The sequence below is a fragment of the Klebsiella sp. GL120222-02 genome, from assembly GCF_003097195.1.
GTDB classification, from domain to species: Bacteria; Pseudomonadota; Gammaproteobacteria; order Enterobacterales; family Enterobacteriaceae; genus Klebsiella; species Klebsiella variicola.
In genome coordinates, this window is sequence record NZ_QEQO01000001.1 from 718,465 (window position 1) to 745,079 (window position 26,615).

General features: G+C 60.7%; 27 protein-coding genes and 2 pseudogenes. 14 read left to right on the top strand and 15 right to left on the bottom strand.

The window, feature by feature from the left end:
- Positions 1–59: 59 nt before the first annotated feature.
- Entirely contained in the window at positions 60–728 is a 669-nt protein-coding gene (locus N438_RS03590; RefSeq protein ID WP_002904403.1) for a MarC family NAAT transporter, read from the bottom strand.
- 31 nt (positions 729–759) lie between these two features.
- A pseudogene (locus N438_RS29055) lies at positions 760–882 on the bottom strand (hypothetical protein).
- Positions 883–989: 107 nt separating this feature from the next.
- On the opposite strand from N438_RS29055, the gene marR reads away from it, so the two are divergent.
- From marR to marB, 3 genes are read left to right on the top strand one after another with little or no spacing between them, the layout of a single operon-like run.
- Entirely contained in the window at positions 990–1,424 is a 435-nt protein-coding gene (gene marR, locus N438_RS03595; RefSeq protein ID WP_008804963.1) for a multiple antibiotic resistance transcriptional regulator MarR, read from the top strand.
- 19 nt (positions 1,425–1,443) lie between these two features.
- Positions 1,444–1,818, top strand: a complete 375-nt coding sequence (marA, locus tag N438_RS03600; protein WP_002904397.1) for an MDR efflux pump AcrAB transcriptional activator MarA — start codon at positions 1,444–1,446, stop codon at positions 1,816–1,818.
- Between the two features lie 40 nt (positions 1,819–1,858).
- A complete protein-coding gene (gene marB, locus N438_RS03605) occupies positions 1,859–2,077 on the top strand; it encodes a multiple antibiotic resistance protein MarB (protein WP_008804964.1) in 219 nt (72 codons plus the stop codon).
- 46 nt (positions 2,078–2,123) lie between these two features.
- On the opposite strand, the gene eamA is transcribed toward marB, so the two are convergent.
- A complete protein-coding gene (gene eamA, locus N438_RS03610; RefSeq protein ID WP_064323485.1) occupies positions 2,124–3,023 on the bottom strand; it encodes an O-acetylserine/cysteine exporter in 900 nt (299 codons plus the stop codon).
- A 194-nt stretch (positions 3,024–3,217) separates the two neighbouring features.
- Here eamA and ydeE point away from each other — a divergent pair, with 194 nt between their 5' ends.
- Both ydeE and N438_RS03620 read left to right on the top strand, forming a co-directional pair.
- A complete protein-coding gene (ydeE, locus tag N438_RS03615) occupies positions 3,218–4,411 on the top strand; it encodes an efflux MFS transporter YdeE (protein ID WP_064323484.1) in 1,194 nt (397 codons plus the stop codon).
- A gap of 129 nt (positions 4,412–4,540) precedes the next feature.
- Positions 4,541–5,023, top strand: a complete 483-nt coding sequence (locus N438_RS03620) for a helix-turn-helix domain-containing protein (protein ID WP_012541779.1) — start codon at positions 4,541–4,543, stop codon at positions 5,021–5,023.
- 35 nt (positions 5,024–5,058) lie between these two features.
- On the opposite strand, the gene urtE is transcribed toward N438_RS03620, so the two are convergent.
- From urtE to N438_RS03655, 7 genes are all read right to left on the bottom strand, one after another.
- On the bottom strand, positions 5,059–5,757 hold the full coding sequence (gene urtE / locus N438_RS03625; RefSeq protein WP_023322580.1) for an urea ABC transporter ATP-binding subunit UrtE: 699 nt from the start codon (positions 5,755–5,757) through the stop codon (positions 5,059–5,061).
- Positions 5,758–5,766: 9 nt separating this feature from the next.
- Positions 5,767–6,564, bottom strand: coding sequence for an urea ABC transporter ATP-binding protein UrtD (gene urtD, locus N438_RS03630; protein ID WP_002904321.1), 798 nt, complete (start codon positions 6,562–6,564; stop codon positions 5,767–5,769).
- Positions 6,564–7,637 carry an urea ABC transporter permease subunit UrtC gene (gene urtC, locus N438_RS03635; protein ID WP_008804969.1) on the bottom strand — a complete coding sequence of 358 codons (1,074 nt, stop codon included), beginning with the start codon at positions 7,635–7,637 and terminating at the stop codon, positions 6,564–6,566. Before urtC ends, urtD begins: the two co-directional genes overlap by 1 nt.
- Complete coding sequence (gene urtB, locus N438_RS03640) at positions 7,637–9,211, bottom strand: urea ABC transporter permease subunit UrtB (protein ID WP_064176281.1); 1,575 nt, start codon at positions 9,209–9,211, stop codon at positions 7,637–7,639. Before urtB ends, urtC begins: the two co-directional genes overlap by 1 nt.
- Before the next feature lie 61 nt (positions 9,212–9,272).
- Positions 9,273–10,544 (bottom strand): urea ABC transporter substrate-binding protein, encoded by a 1,272-nt coding sequence (urtA, locus tag N438_RS03645; protein WP_012968272.1) that lies wholly within the window; start codon positions 10,542–10,544, stop codon positions 9,273–9,275.
- 169 nt (positions 10,545–10,713) lie between these two features.
- Positions 10,714–11,817, bottom strand: a complete 1,104-nt coding sequence (locus N438_RS03650) for a cobalamin-independent methionine synthase II family protein (RefSeq protein WP_012541782.1) — start codon at positions 11,815–11,817, stop codon at positions 10,714–10,716.
- 148 nt (positions 11,818–11,965) lie between these two features.
- A complete protein-coding gene (locus N438_RS03655; RefSeq protein ID WP_043875309.1) occupies positions 11,966–12,364 on the bottom strand; it encodes a rhodanese-like domain-containing protein in 399 nt (132 codons plus the stop codon).
- A 67-nt stretch (positions 12,365–12,431) separates the two neighbouring features.
- Here N438_RS03655 and ftrA point away from each other — a divergent pair, with 67 nt between their 5' ends.
- Both ftrA and N438_RS03665 read left to right on the top strand, forming a co-directional pair.
- Entirely contained in the window at positions 12,432–13,529 is a 1,098-nt protein-coding gene (gene ftrA / locus N438_RS03660) for a transcriptional regulator FtrA (protein WP_116696087.1), read from the top strand.
- Positions 13,498–13,713 carry a DUF4177 domain-containing protein gene (locus N438_RS03665; RefSeq protein ID WP_004205985.1) on the top strand — a complete coding sequence of 72 codons (216 nt, stop codon included), beginning with the start codon at positions 13,498–13,500 and terminating at the stop codon, positions 13,711–13,713. The genes ftrA and N438_RS03665 overlap by 32 nt, the downstream gene beginning before the upstream one ends.
- Positions 13,714–13,765: 52 nt before the next feature.
- Here the strand turns inward: N438_RS03665 and N438_RS03670 are convergent, their stop codons facing one another.
- Positions 13,766–14,206 (bottom strand): GNAT family N-acetyltransferase, encoded by a 441-nt coding sequence (locus tag N438_RS03670; protein ID WP_044613157.1) that lies wholly within the window; start codon positions 14,204–14,206, stop codon positions 13,766–13,768.
- Positions 14,207–14,270: 64 nt separating this feature from the next.
- On the opposite strand from N438_RS03670, the pseudogene N438_RS29060 reads away from it, so the two are divergent.
- A pseudogene (locus N438_RS29060) lies at positions 14,271–14,473 on the top strand (hypothetical protein); the annotation flags it as partial.
- Here the strand turns inward: N438_RS29060 and N438_RS03680 are convergent.
- Positions 14,472–15,536, bottom strand: coding sequence for a LacI family DNA-binding transcriptional regulator (locus N438_RS03680; RefSeq protein WP_012541786.1), 1,065 nt, complete (start codon positions 15,534–15,536; stop codon positions 14,472–14,474). The pseudogene N438_RS29060 and the gene N438_RS03680 overlap by 2 nt on opposite strands.
- Before the next feature lie 196 nt (positions 15,537–15,732).
- Here N438_RS03680 and N438_RS03685 point away from each other — a divergent pair, with 196 nt between their 5' ends.
- Positions 15,733–18,840, top strand: a complete 3,108-nt coding sequence (locus N438_RS03685) for a beta-galactosidase (protein WP_116696088.1) — start codon at positions 15,733–15,735, stop codon at positions 18,838–18,840.
- Between the two features lie 54 nt (positions 18,841–18,894).
- A complete protein-coding gene (locus N438_RS03690; protein WP_008804978.1) occupies positions 18,895–20,160 on the top strand; it encodes an MFS transporter in 1,266 nt (421 codons plus the stop codon).
- A gap of 30 nt (positions 20,161–20,190) precedes the next feature.
- Here the strand turns inward: N438_RS03690 and N438_RS03695 are convergent, their stop codons facing one another.
- Both N438_RS03695 and N438_RS03700 read right to left on the bottom strand, forming a co-directional pair.
- Entirely contained in the window at positions 20,191–21,279 is a 1,089-nt protein-coding gene (locus N438_RS03695; RefSeq protein WP_023322574.1) for an AAA family ATPase, read from the bottom strand.
- A gap of 86 nt (positions 21,280–21,365) precedes the next feature.
- Positions 21,366–21,626 carry a hypothetical protein gene (locus tag N438_RS03700; protein WP_008804980.1) on the bottom strand — a complete coding sequence of 87 codons (261 nt, stop codon included), beginning with the start codon at positions 21,624–21,626 and terminating at the stop codon, positions 21,366–21,368.
- 294 nt (positions 21,627–21,920) lie between these two features.
- Between N438_RS03700 and N438_RS03705 the strand changes: the two genes are divergently transcribed.
- Complete coding sequence (locus N438_RS03705; protein WP_023340103.1) at positions 21,921–22,781, top strand: class A beta-lactamase LEN-2; 861 nt, start codon at positions 21,921–21,923, stop codon at positions 22,779–22,781.
- Positions 22,782–22,798: 17 nt separating this feature from the next.
- Here the strand turns inward: N438_RS03705 and N438_RS03710 are convergent, their stop codons facing one another.
- Positions 22,799–23,560, bottom strand: a complete 762-nt coding sequence (locus tag N438_RS03710; protein WP_008804982.1) for a DeoR/GlpR family DNA-binding transcription regulator — start codon at positions 23,558–23,560, stop codon at positions 22,799–22,801.
- A 260-nt stretch (positions 23,561–23,820) separates the two neighbouring features.
- Here N438_RS03710 and ltnD point away from each other — a divergent pair, with 260 nt between their 5' ends.
- Genes ltnD through N438_RS03725 form a run of 3 tightly spaced genes read left to right on the top strand, consistent with a single transcriptional unit; the run spans position 23,821 to position 26,613 of the window.
- Positions 23,821–24,723: an L-threonate dehydrogenase gene (gene ltnD / locus N438_RS03715; RefSeq protein ID WP_008804983.1), complete on the top strand. Its 903-nt coding sequence runs from the start codon at positions 23,821–23,823 to the stop codon at positions 24,721–24,723.
- 11 nt (positions 24,724–24,734) lie between these two features.
- The gene (gene otnK / locus N438_RS03720) at positions 24,735–26,000 is read left to right on the top strand and encodes a 3-oxo-tetronate kinase (protein WP_116696089.1); all 1,266 of its coding nucleotides are present in this window, start codon (positions 24,735–24,737) and stop codon (positions 25,998–26,000) included.
- The gene (locus N438_RS03725) at positions 25,993–26,613 is read left to right on the top strand and encodes an aldolase (RefSeq protein ID WP_012541792.1); all 621 of its coding nucleotides are present in this window, start codon (positions 25,993–25,995) and stop codon (positions 26,611–26,613) included. The genes otnK and N438_RS03725 overlap by 8 nt, the downstream gene beginning before the upstream one ends.
- Positions 26,614–26,615: the final 2 nt, after the last annotated feature.

Below are 26,615 nucleotides of genomic sequence, written 5' to 3' on the forward strand. Positions count from 1 at the left end.
AAAAAAGCCTGCCGGCATGGCTACCGGCAGGCTGTTGTCTCTCATCCCATCCGGGGCGATCAGGGGTGCCAGGTCGAAATGATCTCCAGCACGCCATTAATAATAAACTGCACGCCCATACAGACCAGCAGGAAGCCCATCAGCCGCGAAATGGCCTCGATGCCGCCTTTGCCTACCAGACGCATAATCGCGCCGGAACTGCGCAGACAAGCCCACAGAATCACCCCTAACAGCAAAAAGATGATCGGCGGCGCCGCCAGTACCACCCACTCCGGGAAGTCCACGCCGTGCTTAACGGTCGAGGCGGAGCTAATAATCATCGCGATGGTTCCCGGACCGGCGGTGCTTGGCATCGCCAGCGGCACAAAGGCGATATTGGCGGTCGGTTCATCCTGCAGTTCTTCCGATTTGATCTTCGCTTCCATCGAATCGTGGGCTTTTTGCTGGGGGAACAGCATGCGGAAACCGATAAAGGCCACAATCAATCCCCCGGCGATACGCAGCCCAGGTATTGATATGCCGAATGTATTCATCACCACCTGACCGGCATACCACGACACCATCAGAATGGCGAACACATACACCGATGCCATCAACGCCTGCTTGTTCCGCTCGGCGTTGTTCATATTGCCCGCCAGGCCGAGGAACAGCGCCACGGTTGTGAGTGGGTTTGCCAGCGGTAAAAGCACCGCCAGGCCAAGCCCTATTGCTTTAAACAAATCGAACATAGTTAATTAAAGTCCCGTTAATATTCATTTTTTAAGTATTGTTTCGTTCCGTGAGTATACCGGCTTCGACACTTTCGCCGCCAGCCTGCTGATAAACCACTTCCGCTAAAAATTAACAAGCGTTAGCAAAACCACAAACAGTGACCCACGTCAGATTTTTTTATTTTAGCAAATCGTGGCATCGGCCAATTCATAATGTTGACTTATGATTGCCTGGGCAATAGTATCACCTGCAACTAATTACTTGCCTGGGCAACCATCATGAAAAGTACCAGCGACCTGTTTAATGAAATGATCCCGTTGGGCCGCTTGATCCAGATGGTTAACCAGAAAAAAGATCGCCTGCTCAACGACTACCTCTCACCCATGGATATTACCGCGACCCAGTTTCGCGTGCTCTGTTCCATTCGTTGCGAGGTATGTATTACCCCCGTTGAGCTGAAAACCGTGCTTTCCGTCGACCCGGGCGCGATGACGCGTATGCTCGACCGCCTGGCGTGCAAAGGCTGGATTGAACGGTTACCCAACCCCGCTGACAAGCGCGGCGTGCTGGTGCAGTTGACACCGGACGGCGCAGCCCTTTGCGAGCAGTGTCATCAGGTTGTGGGTCAGAAGTTACACCAGGAGTTAACAAAAAATCTGTCGGCGGACGAAGTCGTCGCGCTTGAGCAACTACTCAAGAAGGTCCTGCCGTAAAATAAGAAGAGGTAAGATGATGTCCAGACGTAATAATGACGCCATCACTATCCATAGTATTTTGTCGTGGATCGAGGATAACCTGGAATCGCCCCTGTCGCTGGAAAAAGTGTCTGAGCGTTCAGGTTACTCCAAGTGGCACCTGCAACGTATGTTTAAGAAAGAGACCGGCCATTCCCTCGGCCAGTACATCCGCAGCCGCAAGCTGACGGAGATTGCGCAAAAGCTCAAGCAGAGCAATGAGCCCATTTTGTACCTGGCGGAACGCTACGGTTTCGAGTCGCAGCAGACCCTGACGCGAACGTTCAAGAACTATTTCGATGTTCCGCCCCACAAGTATCGCATAACGAATGTACCTGGCGAATCCCGCTATCTGCATCCGCTAAATAACTGATGTTAATCGCCTGTATTATCAAAGACGTATTGAGGAAATCATGAAATTATTCGCTGCCGCAGCTATCGTACTCCTGTCGCTGGTCTCCAGCCTCAGCTATGCGGAGCAAAACACCACGCCGGTGCGTCAAAACCAGCGTGATACAATGATTATCCCTTCGGAACATAACGATTCGCCATTTGATTTCAATCATATGGCGGCTGGCAGTGATAAATCCGACGAACTGGGCGTGCCGTACTACCAGCAGCACGACCTGTGATGCCATTACACGCATAATTGTGTAGCCCCTTCTTCGGGGCTTTTTTTTATCCGCGCGCCATACCCGGCCGCACCAGACGTAAGCCGAAGACGTTAATATAGAGCCCGGCCATAATCAGTACCGCCCCGGTGAGCTGCAGTCCGCTCAGCGTCTCCCCCAGCAACAGCGCAGCGCTGGCCATCCCCACCACCGGCACCAGCAGCGACAGCGGCGCCACCCGCCAGGTCTCATAGCGCCCCAGCAGCGATCCCCAGATACCATAGCCGACGATAGTGGCGATAAATGCCAGATAGAGCAGCGACAGTATCGTCAGCAGATCGATGTGTTGCAGGCTCGCCAGCATGGTCTGCGGGCCATCAATCAGCCATGAGGCCAGCATAAACGGCAGCACCGGGATCAACGCGCTCCACACCACCAGCGACATAATGGGCGGCCGGGCGGCATGCGACATGATTTTCTTGTTGAAGATATTACCGCAGGCCCAGCTGAGCGCCGCCGCCAGGGTCAGCATAAAGCCCACCAGCGGCACATGCTCCCCGCCAAGGCTGCCCTCCACCAGCACCAGCACGCCAAAGATCGCCAGGGCGATCCCCGCCAGTTGCTTGCCCTGCAGACGTTCGCCAAAGACGAAGGCGCCGAGAATGATGGTGAAGAAGGCTTGCGCCTGCAGCACCAGCGAAGCCAGCCCGGCAGGCATACCCAGGCCAATAGCGCAGAACAGAAAGGCAAACTGACCAAAGCTAATGGTCAGGCCATAACCCAGCAGCAGGCGCAGCGGGATGGCCGGGCGGGATACAAACAGCAGCGCCGGGAAGGCGACCAGCATAAAGCGCAGCCCCGCCAGCATCAGCGGCGGCATATTGTGTAATCCCAGCTTAATCACCACAAAGTTAAGCCCCCACACCACCACTACCAGCAGCGCCAGTATTCCATCTTTCCTCGTCATACCCTGCCTCTGTCGTTATTAGAATTTTTGTGAACAAAATCAAAGTAACCAAAAAGCGGCCGCCAGGATAGATCATTATTTTTGGCAGGCCAGGAAGTGCGACCGGCGACCGGGCTGACCTGTACAAGGCGTAATGAGCGTGTTATTTGTGATCGAAGACGTAAAATTATAACAACATGACAGGCAAGGAAATCATGATCACCACTCTCAGGCGCTCCACCATCGCGCTGCTGGCATCGTCGTTACTGCTAACTATTGGCCGCGGGGCCACACTGCCGTTTATGACTATCTACCTCACCCGACGTTATCAGCTGGATGTCGATGTGATTGGCTACGCGTTGTCGCTGGCGCTGGTGGTCGGCGTGCTGTTCAGCATGGGCTTTGGCATCCTCGCGGATAAGTTCGACAAAAAGCGCTATATGGTGTGGTCAGTGCTGGTGTTTATTCTGGGATTTAGCGCGATACCGCTGGTCAATAACGCTATCCTGGTGGTGATCTTTTTTGCGTTGATCAACTGCGCCTACTCGGTGTTTTCCACCGTGCTAAAAGCCTGGTTCGCCGACCGACTGACGCCGGAGAAAAAAGCGCGTATCTTCTCGCTGAACTATACCATCCTCAATATCGGCTGGACCGTCGGGCCGCCCATCGGCACACTGCTGGTGATGCACAGCATCAATTTGCCGTTCTGGCTGGCGGCCGCCTGCGCCGCCTTTCCATTGGTGTTTATTCAGCTGTTTCTCCAGCGGGAGGTGGCCGTGGCCCAGCCGGGCGCTGTCGCCTGGTCTCCCTCGGTGTTGCTGCATGACCGGGCGCTGCTGTGGTTTACCTGTTCCGGGCTGCTGGCCTCCTTCGTCAGCGGCGCTTTCGCCTCCTGTCTCTCGCAGTATGTGCTGGTGGTCGTCAGCAGTGACTTCGCCGAGAAAGTGGTGGCCGTGGTGCTGCCGGTTAACGCCGCGGTGGTGGTCGCTTTGCAGTACGCGGTTGGCCGGCGGCTGAGCGCCAGAAATATTCGCCCGCTGATGACCTTCGGCACCGTCTGCTTTGTTATCGGCCTCGTGGGCTTTATGTTCTCTGGCGCCAGCCTGTGGGCGTGGGGGATCTCGGCGGCGATCTTCACCCTCGGGGAAGTGATTTATGCCCCCGGGGAGTATATGCTGATTGACCATATTGCCCCGCCGGGGATGAAGGCCAGCTACTTCTCCGCCCAGTCGCTGGGGTGGCTGGGCGCGGCATTCAACCCGATGTTCACCGGGATGATCCTCACCCATCTGCCACACTGGTCGCTTTTTGTCATTCTTATCGTGGCGATTGTCGCCGCCTGGCTGATGATTTTCCGCGGGATGAATGCCCGTCCCTGGCAGCCGGATTGTCCGCTGGCTAACGCCTGACACCAGCTGGCATGCGGCTGTCGGGTTGATGTCGGGCCGTTGTCGGGTCGCTGTCGTGGTGGCTGGCGGCCCGGTTCACCATACTCCATCACAGGTTTACATCCGCAGAACGTCATGGAGCATACGAATATGAACAGCAACAATCAGGTCAAACAATTACGGCTACAGCGCGCCTGGTCCCAGGAGCAGCTGGCCGAAATGGCGGGTCTCAGCGTCCGCACGATCCAGCGTATTGAGAATGGCGAACGCCCGGGGCTGGAGACTCTCAGCGCCCTCGCCGCGGTCTTTGAGGTCACGGTGGCCGAGATCGGCGGCGAAGCCTCGCGGGAGGGTGCGCCGGGCCCGGAAGCCTCGCTGGATCTGCGCATAGAGGAAGCCAAAGCGCGGGTGCATCAGGAGAGCCGCTTTTTCCGTTCGCTGTCGGTGGCGCTGGTGGTTTGCGTGCTGCTGGCGGTGCTTAACCGCTTCACTAATCCACAGTACTACTGGTCCGGCTGGGTCGCCCTGATCTGGGGCGCCCTGCTGGTGGTGAGAGGATTACGCCTGTTCGTGTTCGGCGAATGGATCAAAAACTGGCGCCAGGCGCGCCTGCAGCGGCTGTTGCGCAAATAGCCCGCAAACCGGCGGCGCGCACGCCGCCGGCCTGGTCAGATGGTCACCATGGCGCGCACGCCGTCGCTCTCCATATCACTGCCCTTGCCCTGCTGGACGATGGCGCCGCGCGACATCACCAGGTAGTGGTCCGCCAGCCCGGCGGCAAAGTCATAGAACTGTTCCACCAGCAGGATCGCCATATCCCCCCGGCTCGCCAGCTGGCGGATCACCTCGCCAATCTCTTTGATGACGGAGGGCTGGATCCCCTCGGTGGGTTCATCAAGGATCAGCAGCTGCGGACGGCTGGCCAGCGCGCGGCCAATCGCCAGCTGTTGCTGTTGACCGCCGGATAAGTCACCGCCCCGCCGCTGCTTCATGGTCTTGAGCACCGGGAAAAGCTGGTAGATCTCCTCCGGCACCTGCTGCGCTTCGCGGGCGGGAAAGCGCGACAGCCCCATCAGCAGGTTTTCTTCCACCGTCAGGCGCGGAAATATCTCGCGCCCCTGGGGAACGTAGGCGACCCCGGCCTGCACCCGCTGGTGCGGTTTGCGATGGGTGATGTTCTGCTCCTGCCAGCGTACCTCACCGCTGCGCGCCGGGATCAGCCCCATCAGGCATTTCAGCAGCGTGGTCTTACCGACGCCATTGCGCCCCAGCAGGCAGGTGACTTCGCCCTGACGGGCGGAAAAATCCACCCCACGCAAAATATGGCTGCCGCCGTAGTATTGATGTAGCTGACTCACCTGTAACATTGGCGCTCCTTAACGTCCCAGATAAACTTCAATGACCTGCTCATTGGCCTGCACCTCCCGCAGCGATCCCTCCGCCAGCACCTGGCCCTGATGCAGGACCGTCACCCGGTCGGCGATGGTCTCGACAAATCCCATGTCGTGCTCCACCACCATCAGGGAGTGCTGTCCAGCCAGGGTACGAAACAGCTCCGCCGTATACTCCGTTTCCGCATCGGTCATGCCGGCCGCCGGCTCATCAAGCAGCAGCAGATGCGGCTCCTGCACCAGCAGCATGCCGATCTCAAGGAACTGTTTCTGGCCATGGGACAGCAGACCGGCCTGGCGGTAGCGCTCGCCGTCGAGACGCAGCAGGCGCAGTACCTCATTCAGCCGATCGTCCTGTTCGCTGCTCAGCCGGGCGCGCAGGCTGGCCCACACTGATTTATCTCCCTTCATCGCCAGGGCGAGATTTTCCGCCACCGTCAGCGCTTCGAAGACCGTCGGCTTCTGAAACTTGCGCCCGATGCCCTGGCGGGCGATGGCCACCGGGTCAAGAGTGGTCAGATCCACCGACTGGTCATAGAGCGCTTTGCCGCTTTGCGGCCGGGTCTTGCCGGTGATCACGTCCATCAGGGTAGTCTTGCCCGCCCCGTTGGGGCCGATCACGCAGCGCAGTTCGCCGACGCCTATCGCCAGCGACAGATCCGTCAGCGCCCGGAAACCGTCAAAGCTGACGTTGATATTCTCCAGCTGCAGCACCGGATCGGTTTGTTCGCGAAAGCGATCGCCGGGCAGCTGACGGGTAAACAGTCCTTCATCCGGTTGCATTAGCGGTCTCCTCGACGCAGCAGGCCCATCACTCCGCGGGGTAAAAACAGGGTCACGATGATGAAGATGAGGCCCAGAAACAGCTGCCAGTACTCTGGCATCGCCACGGTGAAAATGCTTTTCGCGCCGTTGACCAGCCCCGCGCCAAGCACCGGGCCGATCAGGGTGCCGCGCCCGCCGAGCGCGACCCAGATGGCGGCCTCGATGGAGTTGGTCGGCGACATTTCGCTGGGGTTGATGATCCCGACCTGCGGGACATATAACGCCCCCGCCAGACCGCAGAGCACCGCCGACAGCGTCCATACCAGCAGCTTGAAGCCGCGCGGGTCGTACCCGCAGAACATCAGCCGGTTTTCGGCGTCACGCACCGCGGTGAGGATCCGGCCAAACTTACTCTGCGCCAGCGCCGAGCCCAGCCACAGGGTCAGCAACAGCAGCAAAACCGTGGCCATAAACAGGGTGGCGCGGGTGCCGGTGGCGGTGACCGGAAAACCCAGCAGCGTGGTAAAACCGGTGAAGCCGTTGTTGCCGCCAAACCCGGTCTCGTTGCGAAAGAACAGCAGCATACCGGCATAGGTCAGGGCCTGGGTCATGATCGAGAAATAGACCCCTTTGATCTTCGAGCGAAAGGCAAACCAGCCGAAAACCAGGGCCAGCAGACCGGGAACCAGCACCACCAGCGCCATCGCCCAGGCGAAATGCTGCGTGCCCCACCAGAACCAGGGCAGCTCGCTCCAGGAGAGAAAAGACATAAACGCCGGCAGACCGTCGCCCGCCGCCTGGCGCATCAGGTACATCCCCATGGCGTACCCGCCGAGGGCAAAGAAGATCCCGTGCCCCAGCGACAGCATGCCCGCATAGCCCCAGACCAGATCCAGCGCCACCGCCACAATGGCGTAGCAGAGGATTTTGCCGCTCAGCGTCAGCAGCCAGCTCGGCACCGCCAGCGGATGCGAGGCCGGCAGCAGCGCCAGGAATGGCATACTCAGCAGCCCCAGCACCAGCAGGATCCCCAGCCAGCGCAGAGGCCGCGGCGCGCGCTGCGCCAGCGTTAAGGTGATTGGTTGGCTCATCAGTCAATAACCCTCCCTTTCAGCGCGAACAGACCCTGCGGGCGTTTCTGAATAAACAGAATAATCATCACCAGGATCAGGATTTTGCCCAGCACCGCGCCCATTTGGGGTTCGAGAATTTTGTTGAAAATGCCCAGCCCAAAGGCCGCCGCCACGCTGCCGGCCAGCTGGCCGACGCCGCCCAGCACCACTACCAGAAACGAGTCGATGATGTATCCCTGACCCAGTTCAGGCCCGACGTTGCCAAGCTGCGACAGCGCCACGCCGCCCAGCCCGGCAATACCGGAGCCGAGGCCAAAAGCCAGCATATCCACCCGCCCGGTAGGCACGCCGCAGCAGGCGGCCATCGCCCGGTTCTGCGTCACGGCGCGGACGTTCATCCCCAGACGGGTACGGTTCAGGATGAGCCAGGTAAAACACAGCACCAGCAGGACGAACGCCAGCACCGCCAGCCGGTTCCACGGCAGGATCAGGTTCGGCAGGACCTGCACGCCGCCGGAGAGCCAGGCCGGGTTTGCCACCTCCACGTTCTGCGCGCCAAACAGCATCCTCACCAGCTGGATAAGCATCAGGCTGATCCCCCAGGTGGCGAGCAGCGTTTCCAGCGGCCGACCATACAGATGACGAATAATGGTGCGCTCCAGCGCCATGCCGATCCCGGCGGTCACCAGAAACGCCACCGGCAGCGCGACCAGCGGATAAAAGGCCAGCCATTGCGGCGCGAGCTGCGCCAGCGCCTGCTGTACCAGCCAGCAGCTGTAGGCGCCGATCATTAACATCTCACCGTGGGCCATGTTAATCACCCCCAGCAGGCCATAGGTGATCGCCAGCCCCAGCGCGGCCAGCAACAGCACCGATCCCAGCGACAGCCCCATAAAGGCCTGGCCCAGCAGATCGCCGAGCAGCAGACGATGTTTGATCTTTTGCAGGCTGTCGCTGGCCGCCTCGCGCACCGCCGCATCCGGCTCATGCTGGGCATCGGTAAAGGGGATCAGCAGCGCCTGGGTTTCCGGGTCCGCGGAATGGCCAAGCAGCGTCACGGCGGCCAGCCGCGCGCTGGCCTCAGGCTGAGTGAGCTGCAGGCGCGCCAGCGCCACCTCCAGCAGGCCCCGCACATTTTCATCGGTTTCTGCCTGCAGCCGCTGTTGCAGCAGCGCGGCCATGGCCGGGGGCGCTTCCCGCTGAAGCGTGCGCGCGGCGGAAGCTCTCTCCGTGACGTTGTCACTTAAAATAAGGTGGCTGGCCAGCGCGCCGGCAGCCAGATTGCGCAGCCTGTTGGTCAGACGGACCGGTCGGGTTTCGCCCTGCGGCGCGGCGACAGCGCCCAATGGCTGTAATCCGCCCTGTCGGGTGCGGAAAGCATGTTTTCCGTCGTCCATCACCAGGCTCTCGGTGGTCAACGCCCGCAGCAGCGGCAGACGATCCGCCTGCGGCGCTGCCGCCCACTGGGTCAACAGCTGCGCCTGCTGGCTGCGGCTGGCGGCAACGAAGTCGTCCGCCTCCGCGGCCTGCGCCCGCCATGGCAGCAGGATCAGCAGTAGCGCCAACACATTCATGAGACGCAATGCGTTCATGTCGTTCTCCTCTGGTCAGCGGCCGACGGGCGCTATGCTCCAGCCCCGCCGGCCCTGGCGCTTACTGGCTGACGGTTTTCACCGGATGGTCAGGTTTCTTATCGTTACCGGGGATCCACGGACTCCACGGCTGCGCGCGAACGGGTTTATCGGTCTGCCAGACCACGTTGAACTGGCCGTTGCCTTCAATTTCACCGATCATCACCGGCTTATGCAGATGATGGTTAGTGGCATCCATGGTCAGGGTAAAACCGGACGGCGCGTTGAAGGTCTGCCCGGCCATCGCCTCGCGCACTTTATCGACATCGGTGGTGCCCGCTTTGGTCACCGCCTGCGCCCACATATGCAGACCCACCCAGGTCGCTTCCATCGGATCGTTGGTCACCACCGTATCGGCATTCGGCAGCTTGTGCGCTTTGGCGTACGCGCGATAGTCGGCGACGAAGGCTTTGTTGGTCGGATTATCGACGGACTCAAAGTAGTTCCATGCCGCGAGGTTGCCGACCAGCGGTTTGGTATCGATGCCGCGCAGCTCCTCTTCCCCCACCGAGAAGGCCACCACTGGCACATCGGTCGCTTTCAGACCCTGGTTAGCCAACTCTTTGTAGAACGGCACGTTGGAATCGCCATTGATGGTGGAGACCACTGCCGTTTTGCCACCGGCGGAGAATTTTTTGATATTGGCGACGATGGTCTGGTAATCGCTGTAGCCGAACGGGGTGTAGACCTCCTCGATATCTTTGTCCTGGATCCCTTTGGCATGCAGGAAGGCGCGGAGGATCTTGTTGGTGGTGCGCGGATAGACGTAGTCCGTCCCCAGCAGGAAGAAACGTTTGGCGCCGCCGCCATCCTCACTTAGCAGGTATTCCACCGCCGGGATAGCCTGCTGGTTAGGTGCCGCGCCGGTATAGAAGACGTTGGGGGACATCTCTTCCCCTTCATACTGCACCGGGTAGAACAGCAGGCCGTTCAGCTCCTCAAACACCGGCAGCACCGATTTACGTGAGACCGACGTCCAGCAGCCAAACACCACCGCCACTTTATCCTGGGCCAGCAGCTGGCGTGCCTTCTCGGCAAACAGCGGCCAGTTGGAGGCCGGGTCGACCACCACCGGCTCCAGCTTCTTGCCCAGTACCCCGCCTTTGGCGTTGATGTCGTCGATGGCCATCAGCGCGACGTCCTTCAGCGGCGTTTCGGAAATCGCCATCGTCCCGGAGAGCGAATGCATGATCCCGACTTTGATGGTGTCGGCGGCATAGGCCTGGAATGAAAGACCCATAGCCATTACAGAGGCGGAGAGTGCAAAAGCTTTTAATAACGTTCTACGTTGCATGATTCACTCCTGAGTAGCGCAAAAATAAAGAATTAACAGCTAACCAGAGGTGATAAGGCAAAAACGGTGCCAGGTTGTGAAAACAGCAGGATGCGGGACAGGTGGGCGGCGGAGACGGTGGGGACGGCAGCGTTGCCTCATCACGGTGCAACGCTGCGCTAAGAAGTCATTACCAGACGTCGGCGGCGATCGACGTCACCAGACGGACTTTTTGCCACTGCTGGTCTTCGCTGAGGGCATTGCCCTCTTCCGTAGAGGCGAAACCGCACTGCGGACTCAGGCAGATCTGCTCGAGCGGCACGTACTGCGCCGCCTCGGCGAGACGCGCTTTCACCCCCTGCGGATTCTCCAGCTCGCCATTTTTGGTGGTGATCAGTCCGAGAACCACCTGCTGATGGCCAGGACGAATAAAGCGCAGCGGCGCGAAATCCCCGGAGCGGTCGTTGTCGTACTCAAGGAAGAAGGCATCGACATTGACGCCGCCAAACAGCACCTCGGCCACCGGCTCGTAACCGCCTTCCGAGATCCAGGTTGAACGGAAGTTACCCCGACAGACGTGCAGGCCCACCGTCAGATCGGCCGGCTTACCTTCCAGCGCCTGGTTCAGCACCCGGGCATAAATGCGCGCCAGCGCATCCGGATCGTCGCCGCGCTCGCGTACCTGCTGACGCTGGGCATCGGAGCACAGGTAGGCCCACACAGTATCGTCCAGCTGCAGATAGCGGCAGCCGGCGTCATAAAACGCGCGGATCGCGTCGCGCCAGGTGGTGGCCAGATCGTCGAAGTAGTCGCTAAGATCCGGGTAAACGGTGGCATCAATATCTTTCCGCCCGCCGCGGAAGTGCAGCACGCTCGGGCTGGGAATGGTCATCTTCGGCTGCGCGTCGCCGCTGATGCTTTTCAGATAGCGGAAGTCCTCCAGCATCGGGTGGTCGCCAAACGCCAGCTTGCCGGTGACGCGAACGCCGTGCGCTTTGGTCTGCACGCCGTTAAACTGGATCCCCTGCTCGGCATCGTAACGTTCAACGCCCTGCAGGCCATCGAAGAAATCGAAATGCCACCATGCGCGCCGAAACTCACCGTCGGTGACCACATGCAGGCCGCAGTCGCATTGCTGCTGAACCAGATGACGGATCGCGTTATTCTCAATTTCGCGTAGCTGACCGGCGTCGATAATCCCCTCAGCCAGCTGCTGACGCGCCTGTTTAATGCTGTCCGGGCGCAAAAAACTGCCGACGATGTCTGCGCGGAACGGGGCCTGTTGACGTTGCATGCTGTCTCCTTAGCGGTGGGCGCGTTAGTTGCCCACCGTGATAGTTCATTATTTGAATTTTTAGACTTCTGGATGGCTATATGTCCAGATACTGGCATGCAGAGTGGTGGGTCGCAAACGAGAATATTTCATGGTGCATGAAATATTTTCATTTACCGGAAACAAACGCATAGCCCTCATCTTCCCAGCCGGTGAGTCCGCCGAGCATCATTTTCACCGGCCGCCCAAGCTCAGCCAGCTTCAGCGCGGCAACGTCAGCACCGTTGCAGTGCGGCCCGGCGCAGTAGACCACAAAGAGGGTCTCCGCCGGCCAGGCGGCCATTCGCTCGGCGGTGATCTGGCTGTGCGGGAGATGCTGCGCGCCTGGCAAGTGACGTCTGGCGAAGGCTTCCTCGCTGCCGACCACGTGCAGCAGGACAAAGTCGACCTCGCCGGCACGCTGGGCGCTGCGCACATCGGCGCAGTCGGTCTCAAGATGCAGCTTATGGCGGAACCAACGGATAGCCTCAGCGGAAGCGGCAGGGGGAAATTGGGTTACTACACTCATGGCGTCTTCTCCTTGTCTGTGATAACACTACTTTACTGACGCCCATCACCCTGATCTGCCGACAACCATGACAGAAAACGCTAACATCCTGACAACCCCTTCTGTGACACCGTCACGTCATCAGGTGGTCGCCCTCGCCTACGATGGCCTGTGCACCTTTGAGTTTGGCGTAGCCGTGGAGATCTTCGGCCTGCCGCGCCCGGAAATGGGTGACAACTGGTACCACTTTGCCGTCGCCGCCGTCGATGAAGGGCCGCTGTGCGCTACCGGCGGCATCCGCCTGATGACTGACGGCGGGCCTGAACTTCTCGCCCAGGCGGATACGATTGTGGTCCCCGGCTGGCGCGGTGTCGACGCCCCGGTCCCCGAGGCGCTGTGCGCCGCCCTCGTTGCCGCCCACGCCCGCGGATGCCGGATTATTTCCATCTGTTCCGGGGTGTTCGTTCTCGCCGCCGCCGGGCTGCTCAATGGCCGCCAGGCAACGACCCACTGGCGCTACACCGCGGCGCTGCAGTCGCGTTTCCCGCAGATCCAGGTGGTGGAAGATGTGCTCTACGTGGGCGATGCTTTGCTGATGACTTCCGCCGGCAGCGCGGCGGGGATCGACCTTTGTCTGCATCTGGTGCGCGAGGATTTCGGCAGCGAAGCCGCCAACGTCGTCGCCCGCCGCCTGGTGGTCTCTCCCCATCGCGACGGCGGTCAGACGCAGCAGGTCCTGCGCCCGGTAGCCCGCAGCCGGGAGAGCCAGCGCCTTGGGCAGCTGTTTGACTATCTGCACCAGCATCTTGCCGCCAGCCATACCGTCGCTTCCCTCGCCCAGCGCGCCGGCATGGGACCACGCACTTTTTTGCGCCGCTTTGAGGAGGCCACCGGTAAAACACCCGCCCGCTGGCTGCTGGACGAGCGGCTGCTGCGCGCCCGCCAGCACCTGACGGAGAGCACGATGTCCATCGATCAGATCGCTGAGCGCTGCGGGTTTGCCAGCGCCGGCACCCTGCGTCACCATTTTCGCCAGCACTTCGCGCTCAGTCCGCTGCAGTACCGGAAACAGTTTGCTACTTCTCCGATTGCAAAATCGTCGCGGCAACGGACAATAGACGGCCACAGTAAACGGGTCGCCAGGAGGGTCGATGATGAAGAAAGAGTGTCGGGTAGTGATCTATAAAGAGGGGCTGCTGGGCAGCCTGTTTTTTGGCGAAGCCAAGGCGGACCCTGACAAGATGAGCCAGTTTCTCAGCAGCTATACCCGTGAAGGATGGGAAGTGAAAACCATGTCGGTGGAGCGCCGCCGCACCGCCCTGTTCTGGTCGCGGGAAGCGTATCTTTTCGTGCTCGAACGCCCCCTCTGACAGCCTGCGCCTGGTTTACACGTTTAAGCCAGGCGTTCCTGAGCGCCTGCTTTCAGGGCCGACGGATATAGCCCTGCTCCTGCATTTTCTGCATGCCCTCCTCGCTGGCGCAGACCATGCCGGTGGTCAGCATGGCAAAACCAAAGCGCTGATAAAACGTAATTTTATCGGCGACCGCATAGATAAAAATTTTGCCAAAGGGAAGCAACTGCTCCCGGATGGCCAGCATCAACTGTTGTCCGTAACCCTGCCCCTGACGTTCGGGGATGATCGCCACATCCGCCAGATAGCTGCTCCAGGTGCAATCGCTGATGGCTCGCGCCACGGCAATCAACTGGCCGTTCTCATAGCCAAACCAGCAGAAGGTGCTCTGGCGGAACGCCTGCTCAAGTTGCTGAACATCGCGCTCATTCAATCCGGCCTCGGCGATAATGGTTCGCACCCGCTGCCAGTCCACCCGCGCGATCGCCTCTTTACCCTCTATCACCATCATACCCTTGCCTCCCGTCGTCTCCCGGATGGAGCCCTGGAAGCAAGATCTAGCATGCCGCGGCAGGATATGCCAGGCGGAAAGGCGAACGGAAGAAAACGGTAGAGGCGGGCGACGGCAAAAAAAAACCGCCATATGACTGGCGGTAAATCAATGCTTGCATGGATAGATTGTGTTTTGCATTTTTCGCAGACAGATAATCCTGACCTCTCTACGTTTGATGACGAGGTTAACAGAGTCAACCTCAATAAAGCCTCAACGGCCTGCGCTAAAGTTTTTCCACCAGCGCTTTCAACTGCGCGAGGGTCTGCTGCTGATCCTCCGCGACGGCGGCGGGCCAGGCCGACTGGCGCACAATAAGCCGGGTCGGCAGCAGCTCGCGGATCCGCAGCTGCGGGGCCGCCATCAGGGCGATCAGTCGTTCCACCGCCCGCTTGCCCAGCAGATCGAAGTCCTGCGCCACCGTGGTGAGCGGCGGCTGGAAGTAGAGACTGTCGGCGGTGTCGTCATAGCCGGTCACCGATACCGCCCGGCTACCGCTGCGATTAAGCTGGGCGAGCGCGCTGAGCACGCCGAGCGCCATTTGATCGTTCGCCACCACAATCGCGCTGATCCGCGGCTGCAGATGCAGCAGCTCGAACGTTTTTTGCCAGCCGCTGGCGGCGCTCCAGTCGCCGAACACCGTTGTTGAGCGAGCGATATTCAGACTGTGCAGCGCCTCGCGCCAGCTGGCGAGGCGCAGACGGGCGGAAACCGAACTTTCCGGCCCCGCCAGCAGGCCGAATTCGCGATGCCCCAGCTCCCACAGGTGGCGTACGCAGGCTCCGCAGCCGTCGCGGTGGTCGAAGCGCACGCAGCAGACATCGGCCTCCGGGGAGACGTCAAGAAACAGGCAGGCCATATCCGGGTTCTCTTGCACCAGCCGCTCGGCGGTGGCGCTCTCCAGGGGCAGACTGACGATCACCCCGCGAATATGCTGGGCGCGTAGCTCATCCAGCCGCGCCTGCAGCGCGACAAAATCGGCCTGCGCCGGCATCGCTATCGCCACTTCCAGCTGATGCAGGCTGGCATGGCTTTTTATCGCGGCGGCGATCTGCGAGGGGGCATGCAGCGTCAGCGAGGCGGTAATTAACCCGATGGAGGGCGCCGCCTTGCCGGCAAGCAGCTGCGCCGAGCGGTTAGGCACGTAGTGCAGCGTCTGCATCGCGCGGATCACCTGCTCCCGGGTGCGGGCTGACACCACCTCAGGACGGTTCAGCACCCGGGAGACCGTCTGTTGGGAGACCCCCGCCGCGCGGGCGACATCCTCAAGGGTTGCGGTACGACGCGGCATCTTTTCTCCTCAGCGATAACAATGTCGTGCGCTAACATTTTATGTTTAACTCGCGACAAAAAACAGCGTTTTGCCCTCGCTTTCGTGATCGTCTGTTCATTTCATTTCCAGCGTGATTGCTGGAAAAAACAAATTACCCGATAACGTTAATCATCATGTTTAGCGAACGACATTTTCTGACTTACCGGGGATTAAAATGCAAATTAGCGATACCGGCCACAGCAACATGCCCAACTTTGACGCCGTCCTCGCCCGTGAAGACTGGCAGAACCAGACCATTACCCACCTTAACCGCCTGCCGGCGCATCCCGCTTTCGCCAGCTGGCGCGATGAGCTTGCCGCCCGGGATAACCATCTCTCCACACGCCGTCGTCAGCTGGACGGCGAGTGGCAGTTCGTTTATGCCCGCAGCCCGTTTGCCATCGATGCGCAGTGGCTGACGCAGGATCTGCCGGACAGCCGCGGCACGCCAGTGCCTTCCAACTGGCAGATGGAGGGCTATGACGCGCCGATCTACACCAACGTCCGCTATCCCATCGATACCACGCCACCGCGGGTGCCGGAGGATAACCCGACCGGCTGTTATTCCCTGCACTTTACGGTTGAGGACACATGGCGCGAGAACGGGCAAACGCAGATTATTTTCGATGGCGTCAACTCGGCGTTTCATCTGTGGTGCAATGGCGTCTGGGTCGGCTATTCGCAGGACAGTCGCCTGCCGGCAGCGTTCGATCTCAGCCCCTTCCTGCGCCCGGGCGACAACCGCCTGTGCGTGATGGTCATGCGCTGGAGCGCCGGCAGCTGGCTGGAAGACCAGGATATGTGGCGGATGAGCGGCATTTTCCGCTCGGTGTGGCTGCTGAATAAGCCGCAGCAACGGCTATGCGACGTGCAGTTGACGCCAGCCCTCGACGCCCTCTACCGCGATGGCACTCTGCAGGTCCAGGCGACCGTCGAAGCGACAGAGGCGGCCCTTGCCGGGCTCAGCATCGGGGTTAGCCTGTGGCGTGGCGAGGAGCAGGTCGCCGCCGGGCGGCAGCCATTAGGCACCCCGGCGGTGGATGAACGCGGCCACTACGCGGAACGGGTCGATTTCTCCCTGGCGGTGGCAGCGCCGGCGCACTGGAGCGCGGAAACCCCGAACTGTTATCGCGCCGTGGTCACCCTGTGGCGCGGCGACGAACTGCTGGAGGCCGAAGCATGGGACATCGGTTTTCGCCGCATCGAGATTGCCGATGGCCTGCTGCGTCTCAACGGCAAACCGCTGCTGATCCGCGGCGTTAACCGCCATGAGCATCATCATTTGCGCGGTCAGGTGGTCACCGAGGCGGATATGGTGCAGGACATTCTGTTGATGAAGCAGAACAACTTTAACGCCGTGCGCTGCTCGCACTACCCCAACGCGCCGCGCTGGTATGAACTCTGCAACCGCTACGGTCTGTACGTGGTCGATGAAGCTAATATTGAAACCCACGGGATGGTGCCGATGAATCGGCTGTCCGACGATCCGGCGTGGCTGCCAGCCTTCAGCGCCCGCGTCACCCGGATGGTACAGAGCAACCGCAACCATCCGTGCATTATCATCTGGTCGCTGGGCAACGAGTCGGGCGGCGGCGGTAACCACGAAGCGCTGTACCACTGGCTGAAACGCAACGACCCGAGCCGTCCGGTGCAGTACGAGGGCGGCGGCGCGGATACCACCGCCACCGATATTATCTGTCCGATGTACGCCCGCGTCGAACGCGACCAGCCGATCCCGGCGGTACCCAAATGGGGGATCAAAAAATGGATCAGCCTGCCTGGCGAGCAGCGGCCGCTGATCCTTTGCGAATATGCCCACGCGATGGGCAACAGCCTCGGCAACTTCGCCGATTACTGGCAGGCCTTCCGCGAGTATCCGCGGTTGCAGGGCGGGTTTATCTGGGACTGGGCCGATCAGGCGATCCGCAAAATCTTTGACGACGGCAGCGTCGGCTGGGCCTATGGCGGCGACTTTGGCGATAAGCCTAACGATCGCCAGTTCTGTATGAACGGTCTGGTGTTTCCCGATCGCACGCCACACCCGTCGCTGGTGGAGGCGAAGCACGCCCAGCAATATTTTCAGTTCACGCTGCTGTCGACCTCGCCGCTGCGGGTGCGCATCACCAGCGAATACCTGTTCCGTCCAACCGATAACGAAGTGGTGCGCTGGCAGGTGCAGTCGGCCGGTGAAACCCTGTATCACGGCAACCTGACCCTTGCGCTGCCCCCTGAGGGCAGCGACGAGATAACGCTGCTCGACAGCCTGATCCTGCCTGAAGGCGCCCGCGCGGTGTGGCTGACGCTGGAGGTGACCCAGCCCCGGGCGACCGACTGGTCAGAAGCGGATCACCGCGTCGCCTGGCAACAGTTTCCCCTGCCCGCCCCGCTGGCGCTGCCGGCGCCCACCGTGCCTGCCGGCGCTCCGGATCTTATCGTCAGCGACGAGGTCTGGCAGATCCGCGCCGGTTCGCAATGCTGGACCATCGATCGCCGGACGGGTCTGCTGAGCCGCTGGTCGGTTGGCGGTCAGGAGCAGCTGTTGACCCCCCTGCGTGACCAGTTTATTCGCGCGCCGCTCGACAACGACATCGGGGTCAGCGAAGTAGAGCGTATCGACCCCAACGCCTGGGTGGAGCGCTGGAAAAGCGCCGGCCTGTACGATCTTGAGGCGCACTGCGTCCAGTGCGACGCGCAGCGCCTGGCAAATGAAACCCTCGTCGACTGCCGCTGGCACTATCTGCGCGGCGAAGAGGTAGTGATTGTCAGCCACTGGCGCATGCACTTCACCGCGGACGGTACGCTGCGGCTGGCGGTGGACGGCGAACGGGCAGAAACCCTGCCGCCGCTGCCGCGGGTCGGGCTGCACTTCCAGGTGGCGGATCAGCAGGCGCCGGTGAGCTGGCTGGGGCTGGGGCCGCATGAGAACTACCCCGACCGGCGGAGCAGCGCCTGCTTCGCCCGCTGGGAGCAGCCGCTGGCGGCGATGACGACGCCCTACATCTTCCCGACGGAAAACGGCCTGCGCTGCGATACCCAGGCGCTGGACTGGGGACGCTGGCACATCAGCGGGCATTTCCACTTCTCCGTTCAGCCGTGGAGCACCCGTCAGCTGATGGAGACCGACCACTGGCACAAGATGCAGGCCGAAGACGGCGTGTGGATCACCCTCGACGGCCTGCATATGGGGGTGGGAGGCGATGACTCCTGGACCCCCAGCGTGCTACCGCAGTGGCTCCTGAGCCAAACGCGCTGGCAGTACGAGGTCTCATTGCGTTGCCTTTAATCCGTGGGGGCGACAGCCCCCACCCTACAAACAGAATAACAAGGGATCATGGTGATGAAATTCTCTGAACTGGCGCCACGAGAACGGCATAATTTTGTCTATTTCCTGCTGTTCTTTTTCTTTTACTATTTCATTATGTCGGCCTACTTTCCATTTTTTCCGGTGTGGCTGGCGGACGTTAACCATTTAACCAAAACGGAAACCGGGATCGTTTTCTCGTCTATTTCGTTATTCGCCATTATTTTTCAGCCAGTGTTCGGCCTGATGTCGGATAAGCTCGGCCTGCGCAAACATCTGCTGTGGACTATTACGGTGCTGTTAATTCTGTTCGCTCCGTTCTTTATTTTCGTTTTTTCACCGCTGCTGCAAATGAATATTATCGCCGGGGCGCTGGCGGGCGGGATCTATCTGGGGATTGTTTTCTCCAGCGGCTCCGGGGCGGTGGAAGCCTATATCGAGCGCGTCAGCCGGGCCAACCGCTTTGAATATGGCAAAGTGCGGGTCGCAGGCTGCGTCGGCTGGGCGCTGTGCGCCTCGATAACCGGCGTGCTGTTCGGCATCGATCCCAACATCACCTTCTGGATCGCCTCCGGTTTTGCGCTGGTGCTCGGTCTGCTGCTCTGGTTGTCGCGACCGGAAAGCAGCAACAGCGCCGAGGTTATCGAGGCGCTGGGCGCCAATCGCCAGGCCTTTTCGCTGCGCACGGCGGCAGAGCTGCTGCGTATGCCGCGCTTCTGGGGCTTTATCGTCTATGTGATCGGCGTCGCCAGCGTCTATGACGTGTTTGACCAGCAGTTCGCCAACTTTTTCAAAAGCTTTTTCGCCAGCCCGCAGCGCGGGACCGAAGTGTTTGGCTTTGTTACCACCGGCGGCGAGCTGCTCAACGCGCTAATTATGTTCTGCGCCCCGGCCATCGTTAACCGCATCGGCGCCAAAAACGCCCTGCTGACCGCGGGGATGATCATGTCGGTGCGTATTCTCGGGTCGTCTTTTGCCTCATCGGCGGTGGAGGTGGTGATCCTCAAGATGCTGCATATGTTTGAGATCCCCTTCCTGCTGGTCGGGACCTTTAAATATATCTCCTCCGCCTTTAACCCGCGGCTCTCGGCCACCCTGTTTCTGATCGGCTTTAACCTGTCGAAACAGCTTTCCGGGGTGGTGCTTTCCGCCTGGGTCGGCCGGATGTACGACACCGTCGGCTTCCATCAGGCTTATCTGATCCTCGGGTGTATCACCCTGAGCTTCACCCTGCTCTCGTTCTTTACCTTACGGGGCGGGAAAAATCTGCTGCCTGCAGCGGGGACGCAGACCCCCGCCTGACTCCGGCGCCCCCGTCAGGGACGACGGGATTCACTCGACAATCCGCGTCTCCCCGCCGCGATTCTCCAGGGCATAGCGCTGACAAGGCGCCCCGGCGGCAATCAGCTCCGCCAGCTCTGCCGAGTGGCTGGTCAGCCAGATCTGGCTGTAGCGCGAGGCCTCGATAATCAGCCGGGCCAGCGCGGGCAACATGTCGCGATGCAGGCTGTTCTCCGGTTCATTGATCGCCAGAAAGGCCGGCGGGCGCGGGCTGAGCAGCGCAACGGCGAGGCACAAAAAGCGCAGCGTACCGTCAGACATCTCCGCCGCCAGCAGCGGGCGGCGGATCCCCTCGCGACGCATTTTCAGGGCGAAACGTGACTGCTCGTTTTCACAGTAAAACTGGCAGCCAGGAAAGGCGTCGGCGAGGATCTCGTGCAAAATCTCTTCCGCGCCAATTTCGACAATGGTCTGAAAGGCGGCCGCCAGATTATGGCCATCGCTGTCGAGCACTGGCGAACGGTATCCCACGGCCGGCTGACGCAGCGGCGAATGGCGGCCGATGGCGAACTCATGGTAAAACCGCCAGCGGCGCAGGGTCTCCCGCACTCGCGACACCTCGGGAAAACGATGCGGTTCGCCGAGCTGACCGAACACCGACTCGTTTTCATAGATGCTCTCAGTGAACGTACTTTTCTCCCCCGTCACATCGACGAGAAACGCCGCCTGATTCTTACGCTGCAGTACGCGGGAGGAAGGCCGGCGGGAGTAGCCGGCCAGCCAGATATTCTCTTCTTTAACGATGGGATCGAGCATGAACTGCGTCGGATAGGGCAATTTTTCCGGGAAACCTATCTGCAGCTCATAATCGAAGCTGTCGGTCCGGCAGGCGATCTGCAACCGCCGGGGATGACGATCAACGGGCGAACGCTCCCCGGACCACATCATATTCTCCAGACCGCCCTCTTCGCTGATAAACCCCGACAGCTTGCCGTCAGCGGCGGCGGTCAGCAGGTGGATGGCGTTATAAATATTGGATTTGCCGCAGCCGTTGGGGCCGAAGACAATGTTCAGCGGCCCGAGCTCCAGCGCGATATCCCTGACCGAGCGAAAGTTTTGAATACGGATGTACTGAATCATCATAGGTCCTGCCCTGGAAATAGAAGGCTGCCACAGTAGCAGAGCGGCGCCAGGGATACCCTCTCACGCCCTCATTCGGGCAGGGTTTAACAGAACATTTTTTTCATTCCACGGGTCAGGGCGACCCGCGTCAGCTTGTCGCTATCCTGATGGGCTTCACTGAAGACGCCAAAATAATAGCGTTCATCGTCAATGGTTTGACTGACAATACGATAGCTCAGCGGTTGCCCGGATGGGGCACCGTACTGAGCAGGCGTCACCGAGACCTCGGTCGCGTCATCGGCGACGCTGACCAACAGCCCGTCGGCCTTACCTCCCACCAGCATGACCTTAATTATCGGGTGCACCAGTTCCTCCCGGGATGGCGTATATCATTGGCGAACCGCGGAGTCCGGCGGGCATTGTCGTCAACAAACGGCGCCAGCCTGAGTGCGGCATTACGTACTTTCTTATAGTTCATCGCGGCCTTGAGTCAAAAAATAGCGTGCTGAGGCTGGGCTAAATATTGATTATTCGAAATAAAAGATGACAAATGATGAAGGAAAAAAGAGGAATTGTGAATCAGCAAAACGCCGGGTTATTCTTATTTGTCGCCCCTTTGCTCGCCCTTATCGGCCCTCACTCAAGGAAGTCTTGCGGTTATGCGTTATGTTCGCCTGTGTGTTATCTCCCTGTTAGCCACCCTGCCACTGGCGGTAGACGCCGGTCCACAGCCGCTTGAGCAGATTAAACAAAGCGAAAGCCAGCTGTCGGGCCGCGTGGGGATGGTGGAAATGGATCTGGCCAGCGGCCGCACGCTGGCCGCCTGGCGCGCCGATGAACGCTTTCCCATGGTGAGCACCTTTAAAGTGCTGCTGTGCGGCGCGGTGCTGGCGCGGGTGGATGCAGGGGTCGAACAACTGGATCGGCGGATCCACTACCGCCAGCAGGATCTGGTGGACTACTCCCCGGTCAGCGAAAAACACCTTGTCGACGGGATGACGATCGGCGAACTCTGCGCCGCCGCCATCACCCTGAGCGATAACAGCGCTGGCAATCTGCTGCTGGCCACCGTCGGCGGCCCCGCGGGATTAACTGCCTTTCTGCGCCAGATCGGTGACAACGTCACCCGTCTTGACCGCTGGGAAACGGCACTGAATGAGGCGCTTCCCGGCGACGCGCGCGACACCACCACCCCGGCCAGCATGGCCGCCACGCTGCGCAAACTACTGACCGCGCAGCATCTGAGCGCCCGTTCGCAACAGCAACTCCTGCAGTGGATGGTGGACGATCGGGTTGCCGGCCCGCTGATCCGCGCCGTGCTGCCGCCGGGCTGGTTTATCGCCGACAAAACCGGGGCTGGCGAACGGGGTGCGCGCGGCATTGTCGCCCTGCTCGGCCCGGACGGCAAACCGGAGCGCATTGTGGTGATCTATCTGCGGGATACCCCGGCGAGTATGGCCGAGCGTAATCAACATATCGCCGGGATCGGCGCAGCGCTGATCGAGCACTGGCAACGCTAACCCGGCGGTACCGTGCGTTAGCCGGCCCGCAGCACCTCGCAGGCGTGCCGGGCGATATGACTGGCGGCGGCATCGGACAGATGCCGATCGGTAATAATAGTGGTGAACCGGGTCAAGGGTAACGCCATAAAGGTGGCCACCTGATTGTATTTCGAACTGTCGCACAGCAGGATGCTTCTCGCGCTGACCTGGCTGACGGTCTCCTTGACGGTAACCTTGTTCTCATCAGGGGTGAAAATACCGCGGCTGTCCCAGCCGCTGGCGGAGATAAAGGCCGTATCGATAGCCAGGTGGCGTAACGTTCGCGCCGCCGATTCGCCCACGCAGGAGCGATTCTCCCGGCACAGCGTGCCGCCGGTGTGGATCACGCCGCACTGGCTGGCATCGATCAGCAGTTGGGTTATCTCAAAATCATTGGTCACCACCTGCAGATCATCCCGGTCGAGGATCGCCCGCGCCAGCGCCAGGGTAGTGGTCCCGGCATCCAGATAGATACAGCTGTTTTTGGCGATGTGACTCGCCGCCAGCGCGCCAATCGCCTGTTTCTCCTCGCTCTGCAGCGTGCTTTTCACCAGATGACTGGGTTCCGTGGCCAGCCGGCTGACGGCGCGCACGCCGCCTGAGACGCTGACCAGCAGCCCCTGTTCCTCCAGTTTACTGACGTCCCGACGGATGGTCATATGGGACACGCCGAGGATCTCCGTCAGCTCATTAATGCTTACCGCCCCACGCTGCTCCACCAGGGCTAAAATACGCTGATGTCGTTCTATTGGAATCACCGCTCTCCCCTTACCATTTTTTCACACCAGGCGTCACCACTCGGGCTGCGGACCTGGCGACACCCTGTGTTGTTATCGCGCTTTGCCGCTGTTTTTACGCTATTTTAGGGCAAGAATCGCCGTTGTGCAGCCTCTTTCCGCCTGTGAATTTTTTATATTCATGTGGGTTATTCGTGATAGCTCTCACATAAATTCACATGATAACGCTTTATTCTATCATTAAATCACATTAATTAACGAATATTCACAAGGAGACCATCATGGCTGCACACACTAACGTCTGCGTGATTGGACTGGGTTCAATGGGCATGGGCGCCGCCCGCGCCTGCCTGCAGGCGGGCCTGAACACCTGGGGCGTTGACATCAACCCCGACAACTGTCGCGCACTGCTGGCGGCGGGCGCCAAAGGCGCGGGCCCCAGCGCGGTGCCTTTCGCCGCTGACCTGGATGCGGTCGTCTTGCTGGTGGTCAATGCCGCCCAGGTGCGGGGGATCCTGTTCGGCGAAACCGGCCTCGCCGCCCATCTGAAGCCCGGCACCGTCGTGATGGTGTCGTCCACCATCGCCTCCGCCGATGCCCAGGCGATAGCCGTGGCTCTGGCGGAATACCAGCTATTGATGCTTGACGCGCCGGTATCGGGCGGCGCAGTGAAAGCGGCCGCTGGCGACATGACGGTGATGGCCTCCGGAAGCGATGCCGCCTTTGCCCGCCTCGCGCCGGTACTTGACGCCGTGGCCGGCAAAGTCTACCGCATCGGCAGCGACATCGGCCTTGGCTCGACGGTAAAGATTATTCATCAGCTGCTGGCCGGGGTGCATATCGCCGTTGCCGCCGAAGCGATGGCGCTTGCCGCCCGCGCCGGGATCCCGCTGGAGACGATGTATGACGTGGTGACGCACGCGGCGGGTAATTCCTGGATGTTTGAGAATCGCATGCAGCACGTCCTGGATGGCGATTACTCGCCAAAATCCGCCGTCGATATTTTTGTCAAAGATCTCGGTCTGGTGAATGACACCGCCCGGGCGCTGACCTTCCCGCTGCCGCTCGCCACCACCGCGCTAAATATGTTCACCTCCGCCAGCAATGCCGGATTCGGCCGGGAAGATGACAGCGCGGTGATCAAGATTTTCAACGGCATCACCCTGCCGGGCCACAAACAGTGAGGAGAGATAACATGCAGCTTGGTGTCATTGCCGATGACTTCACCGGCGCCACGGATATCGCCAGCTTTCTCGTGCGCAACGGCATGCCGACGGTGCAACTGAATGGCGTGCCGACCCGCGATCTTCCGCTGACCAGCGAGGCGGTGGTCATCAGCCTGAAAACCCGCTCCTGCGCGGTGGAAATGGCCGTCAGCCAGTCGCTGGCCGCCCTGCGCTGGCTGCAGGCCCAGGGCTGTCAGCAATTCTACTTCAAGTACTGTTCCACGTTCGACAGCACCGCGCAGGGCAACATTGGCCCGGTGCTGGACGCCCTGCTGGCCGAGCTGGGTGAGACGCGGACGGTGATTTCCCCGGCGCTGCCGGTGAACGGCCGCACGGTCTATCAGGGGTATCTGTTTGTCGGCGAGCAACTGCTGAATGAGTCCGGGATGCGCCACCATCCGGTGACGCCGATGGAGGATGCGCACCTGGGCCGCTTAATTGAGCGCCAGGGGCGCGGAAAAGCCGCGCTGATTGCCTGGCCGATTGTCGCCCGGGGGCCGGAGGCGGTCGCCACCGCGCTGGCGACAATCAGCGATCCGGCGGTGCGCTATGTGGTGCTCGACGCCCTCAGTGAACAGGATTTGCTCACCCAGGGCGTGGCGCTGCGAGAGATGAAGCTGGTCTCCGGCGGTTCCGGTCTCGCCATCGGCCTCGCCCGCGACTGTGCACAGCGCCATGGCGCCCGGGGTGAAAGCGCTCAGGCGGGCATGCCGCTGGCCGGCCCGGCGGTGGTGCTCTCGGGCTCCTGCTCGGTGATGACCAACAGCCAGGTGGCGGCCTATCGTGAACAGGCCCCCGCCCGCGCCGTCGACTTAAGCGCCTGTTTTACCGATCTGGAGAGCTACGTCAGGACGCTGACTGACTGGGTGGACGCGCAGCGCGATGCGCCGCTGGCGCCGATGATCTATGCCACCACCGAGCCGCAAACGCTGCAGCGGATCCAGGCGCAGTATGGCGACAAGGCCAGCAGCGAACGGGTGGAACAGCTGTTTGCCGCCCTTGCCGCCGCCCTGAAGGCGAAAGGATTTACCCGGTTTATTGTGGCCGGAGGGGAAACATCGAGCATTGTGGCGCAGACGCTGGGGGTCGAGGCGTTCCATATTGGGCCGACCATCTCCCCCGGCGTGCCCTGGGTGCGTGACACCCGCCAGCCGCTCTCCCTGGCGCTGAAGTCAGGTAACTTCGGCGATATCCACTTCTTTGCCCGTGCCCAGCAGGAGTTTCGTCATGACTGAGCAACAGCTGCGAGATGAAATGGTGCAGATTGGCGCCTCGTTGTTTAGCCGCGGCTATGCCACCGGCTCCGCCGGCAATCTGTCGCTGCTGCTGCCGGACGGCAATCTGCTGGCGACGCCGACCGGCTCCTGCCTCGGCGAACTGCAGGCGCAGCGGTTGTCGGTGGTGACGCTGCAAGGTGAATGGATCTCCGGCGACAAACCGTCGAAAGAGGTCACTTTTCACCGGGCGGTCTATTTGCACAACCCGGCCTGCAAGGCGATCGTCCACTTGCACAGCCACTATCTGACCGCGCTCTCCTGCCTGCAGGGGCTCGATCCGCACAACTGTATTCGTCCCTTTACCCCCTATGTGGTGATGCGTGTCGGCGACGTCCCGGTGGTTCCCTACTACCGGCCGGGCGATGACCGTATTGCCCAGGCGCTGGCCGGTCTGGCGCCCCGCTATAACGCCTTTTTACTGGCCAACCACGGTCCGGTGGTCACCGGCTCATCGCTGCGCGAAGCCACCAACAATACCGAAGAGCTGGAAGAGACCGCGCGGCTGATATTTACCCTCGGCAACCGTGAGATCCGCTACCTGACCACTGACGAAGTGGATGAACTGAGATAAAA

Coding starts and splice junctions, on each gene's coding strand:
- N438_RS03590 (WP_002904403.1), bottom strand. CDS start 728: ATGTTCGATTTGTTTAAAGCAATAGGGCTTGGCCTGGCGGTGCTTTTA.
- marR (WP_008804963.1), top strand. CDS start 990: ATGAAAAGTACCAGCGACCTGTTTAATGAAATGATCCCGTTGGGCCGC.
- marA (WP_002904397.1), top strand. CDS start 1,444: ATGTCCAGACGTAATAATGACGCCATCACTATCCATAGTATTTTGTCG.
- marB (WP_008804964.1), top strand. CDS start 1,859: ATGAAATTATTCGCTGCCGCAGCTATCGTACTCCTGTCGCTGGTCTCC.
- eamA (WP_064323485.1), bottom strand. CDS start 3,023: ATGACGAGGAAAGATGGAATACTGGCGCTGCTGGTAGTGGTGGTGTGG.
- ydeE (WP_064323484.1), top strand. CDS start 3,218: ATGATCACCACTCTCAGGCGCTCCACCATCGCGCTGCTGGCATCGTCG.
- N438_RS03620 (WP_012541779.1), top strand. CDS start 4,541: ATGAACAGCAACAATCAGGTCAAACAATTACGGCTACAGCGCGCCTGG.
- urtE (WP_023322580.1), bottom strand. CDS start 5,757: ATGTTACAGGTGAGTCAGCTACATCAATACTACGGCGGCAGCCATATT.
- urtD (WP_002904321.1), bottom strand. CDS start 6,564: ATGCAACCGGATGAAGGACTGTTTACCCGTCAGCTGCCCGGCGATCGC.
- urtC (WP_008804969.1), bottom strand. CDS start 7,637: ATGAGCCAACCAATCACCTTAACGCTGGCGCAGCGCGCGCCGCGGCCT.
- urtB (WP_064176281.1), bottom strand. CDS start 9,211: ATGAACGCATTGCGTCTCATGAATGTGTTGGCGCTACTGCTGATCCTG.
- urtA (WP_012968272.1), bottom strand. CDS start 10,544: ATGCAACGTAGAACGTTATTAAAAGCTTTTGCACTCTCCGCCTCTGTA.
- N438_RS03650 (WP_012541782.1), bottom strand. CDS start 11,817: ATGCAACGTCAACAGGCCCCGTTCCGCGCAGACATCGTCGGCAGTTTT.
- N438_RS03655 (WP_043875309.1), bottom strand. CDS start 12,364: ATGAGTGTAGTAACCCAATTTCCCCCTGCCGCTTCCGCTGAGGCTATC.
- ftrA (WP_116696087.1), top strand. CDS start 12,432: ATGACAGAAAACGCTAACATCCTGACAACCCCTTCTGTGACACCGTCA.
- N438_RS03665 (WP_004205985.1), top strand. CDS start 13,498: ATGAAGAAAGAGTGTCGGGTAGTGATCTATAAAGAGGGGCTGCTGGGC.
- N438_RS03670 (WP_044613157.1), bottom strand. CDS start 14,206: ATGATGGTGATAGAGGGTAAAGAGGCGATCGCGCGGGTGGACTGGCAG.
- N438_RS03680 (WP_012541786.1), bottom strand. CDS start 15,536: ATGCCGCGTCGTACCGCAACCCTTGAGGATGTCGCCCGCGCGGCGGGG.
- N438_RS03685 (WP_116696088.1), top strand. CDS start 15,733: ATGCAAATTAGCGATACCGGCCACAGCAACATGCCCAACTTTGACGCC.
- N438_RS03690 (WP_008804978.1), top strand. CDS start 18,895: ATGAAATTCTCTGAACTGGCGCCACGAGAACGGCATAATTTTGTCTAT.
- N438_RS03695 (WP_023322574.1), bottom strand. CDS start 21,279: ATGATTCAGTACATCCGTATTCAAAACTTTCGCTCGGTCAGGGATATC.
- N438_RS03705 (WP_023340103.1), top strand. CDS start 21,921: ATGCGTTATGTTCGCCTGTGTGTTATCTCCCTGTTAGCCACCCTGCCA.
- ltnD (WP_008804983.1), top strand. CDS start 23,821: ATGGCTGCACACACTAACGTCTGCGTGATTGGACTGGGTTCAATGGGC.
- otnK (WP_116696089.1), top strand. CDS start 24,735: ATGCAGCTTGGTGTCATTGCCGATGACTTCACCGGCGCCACGGATATC.
- N438_RS03725 (WP_012541792.1), top strand. CDS start 25,993: ATGACTGAGCAACAGCTGCGAGATGAAATGGTGCAGATTGGCGCCTCG.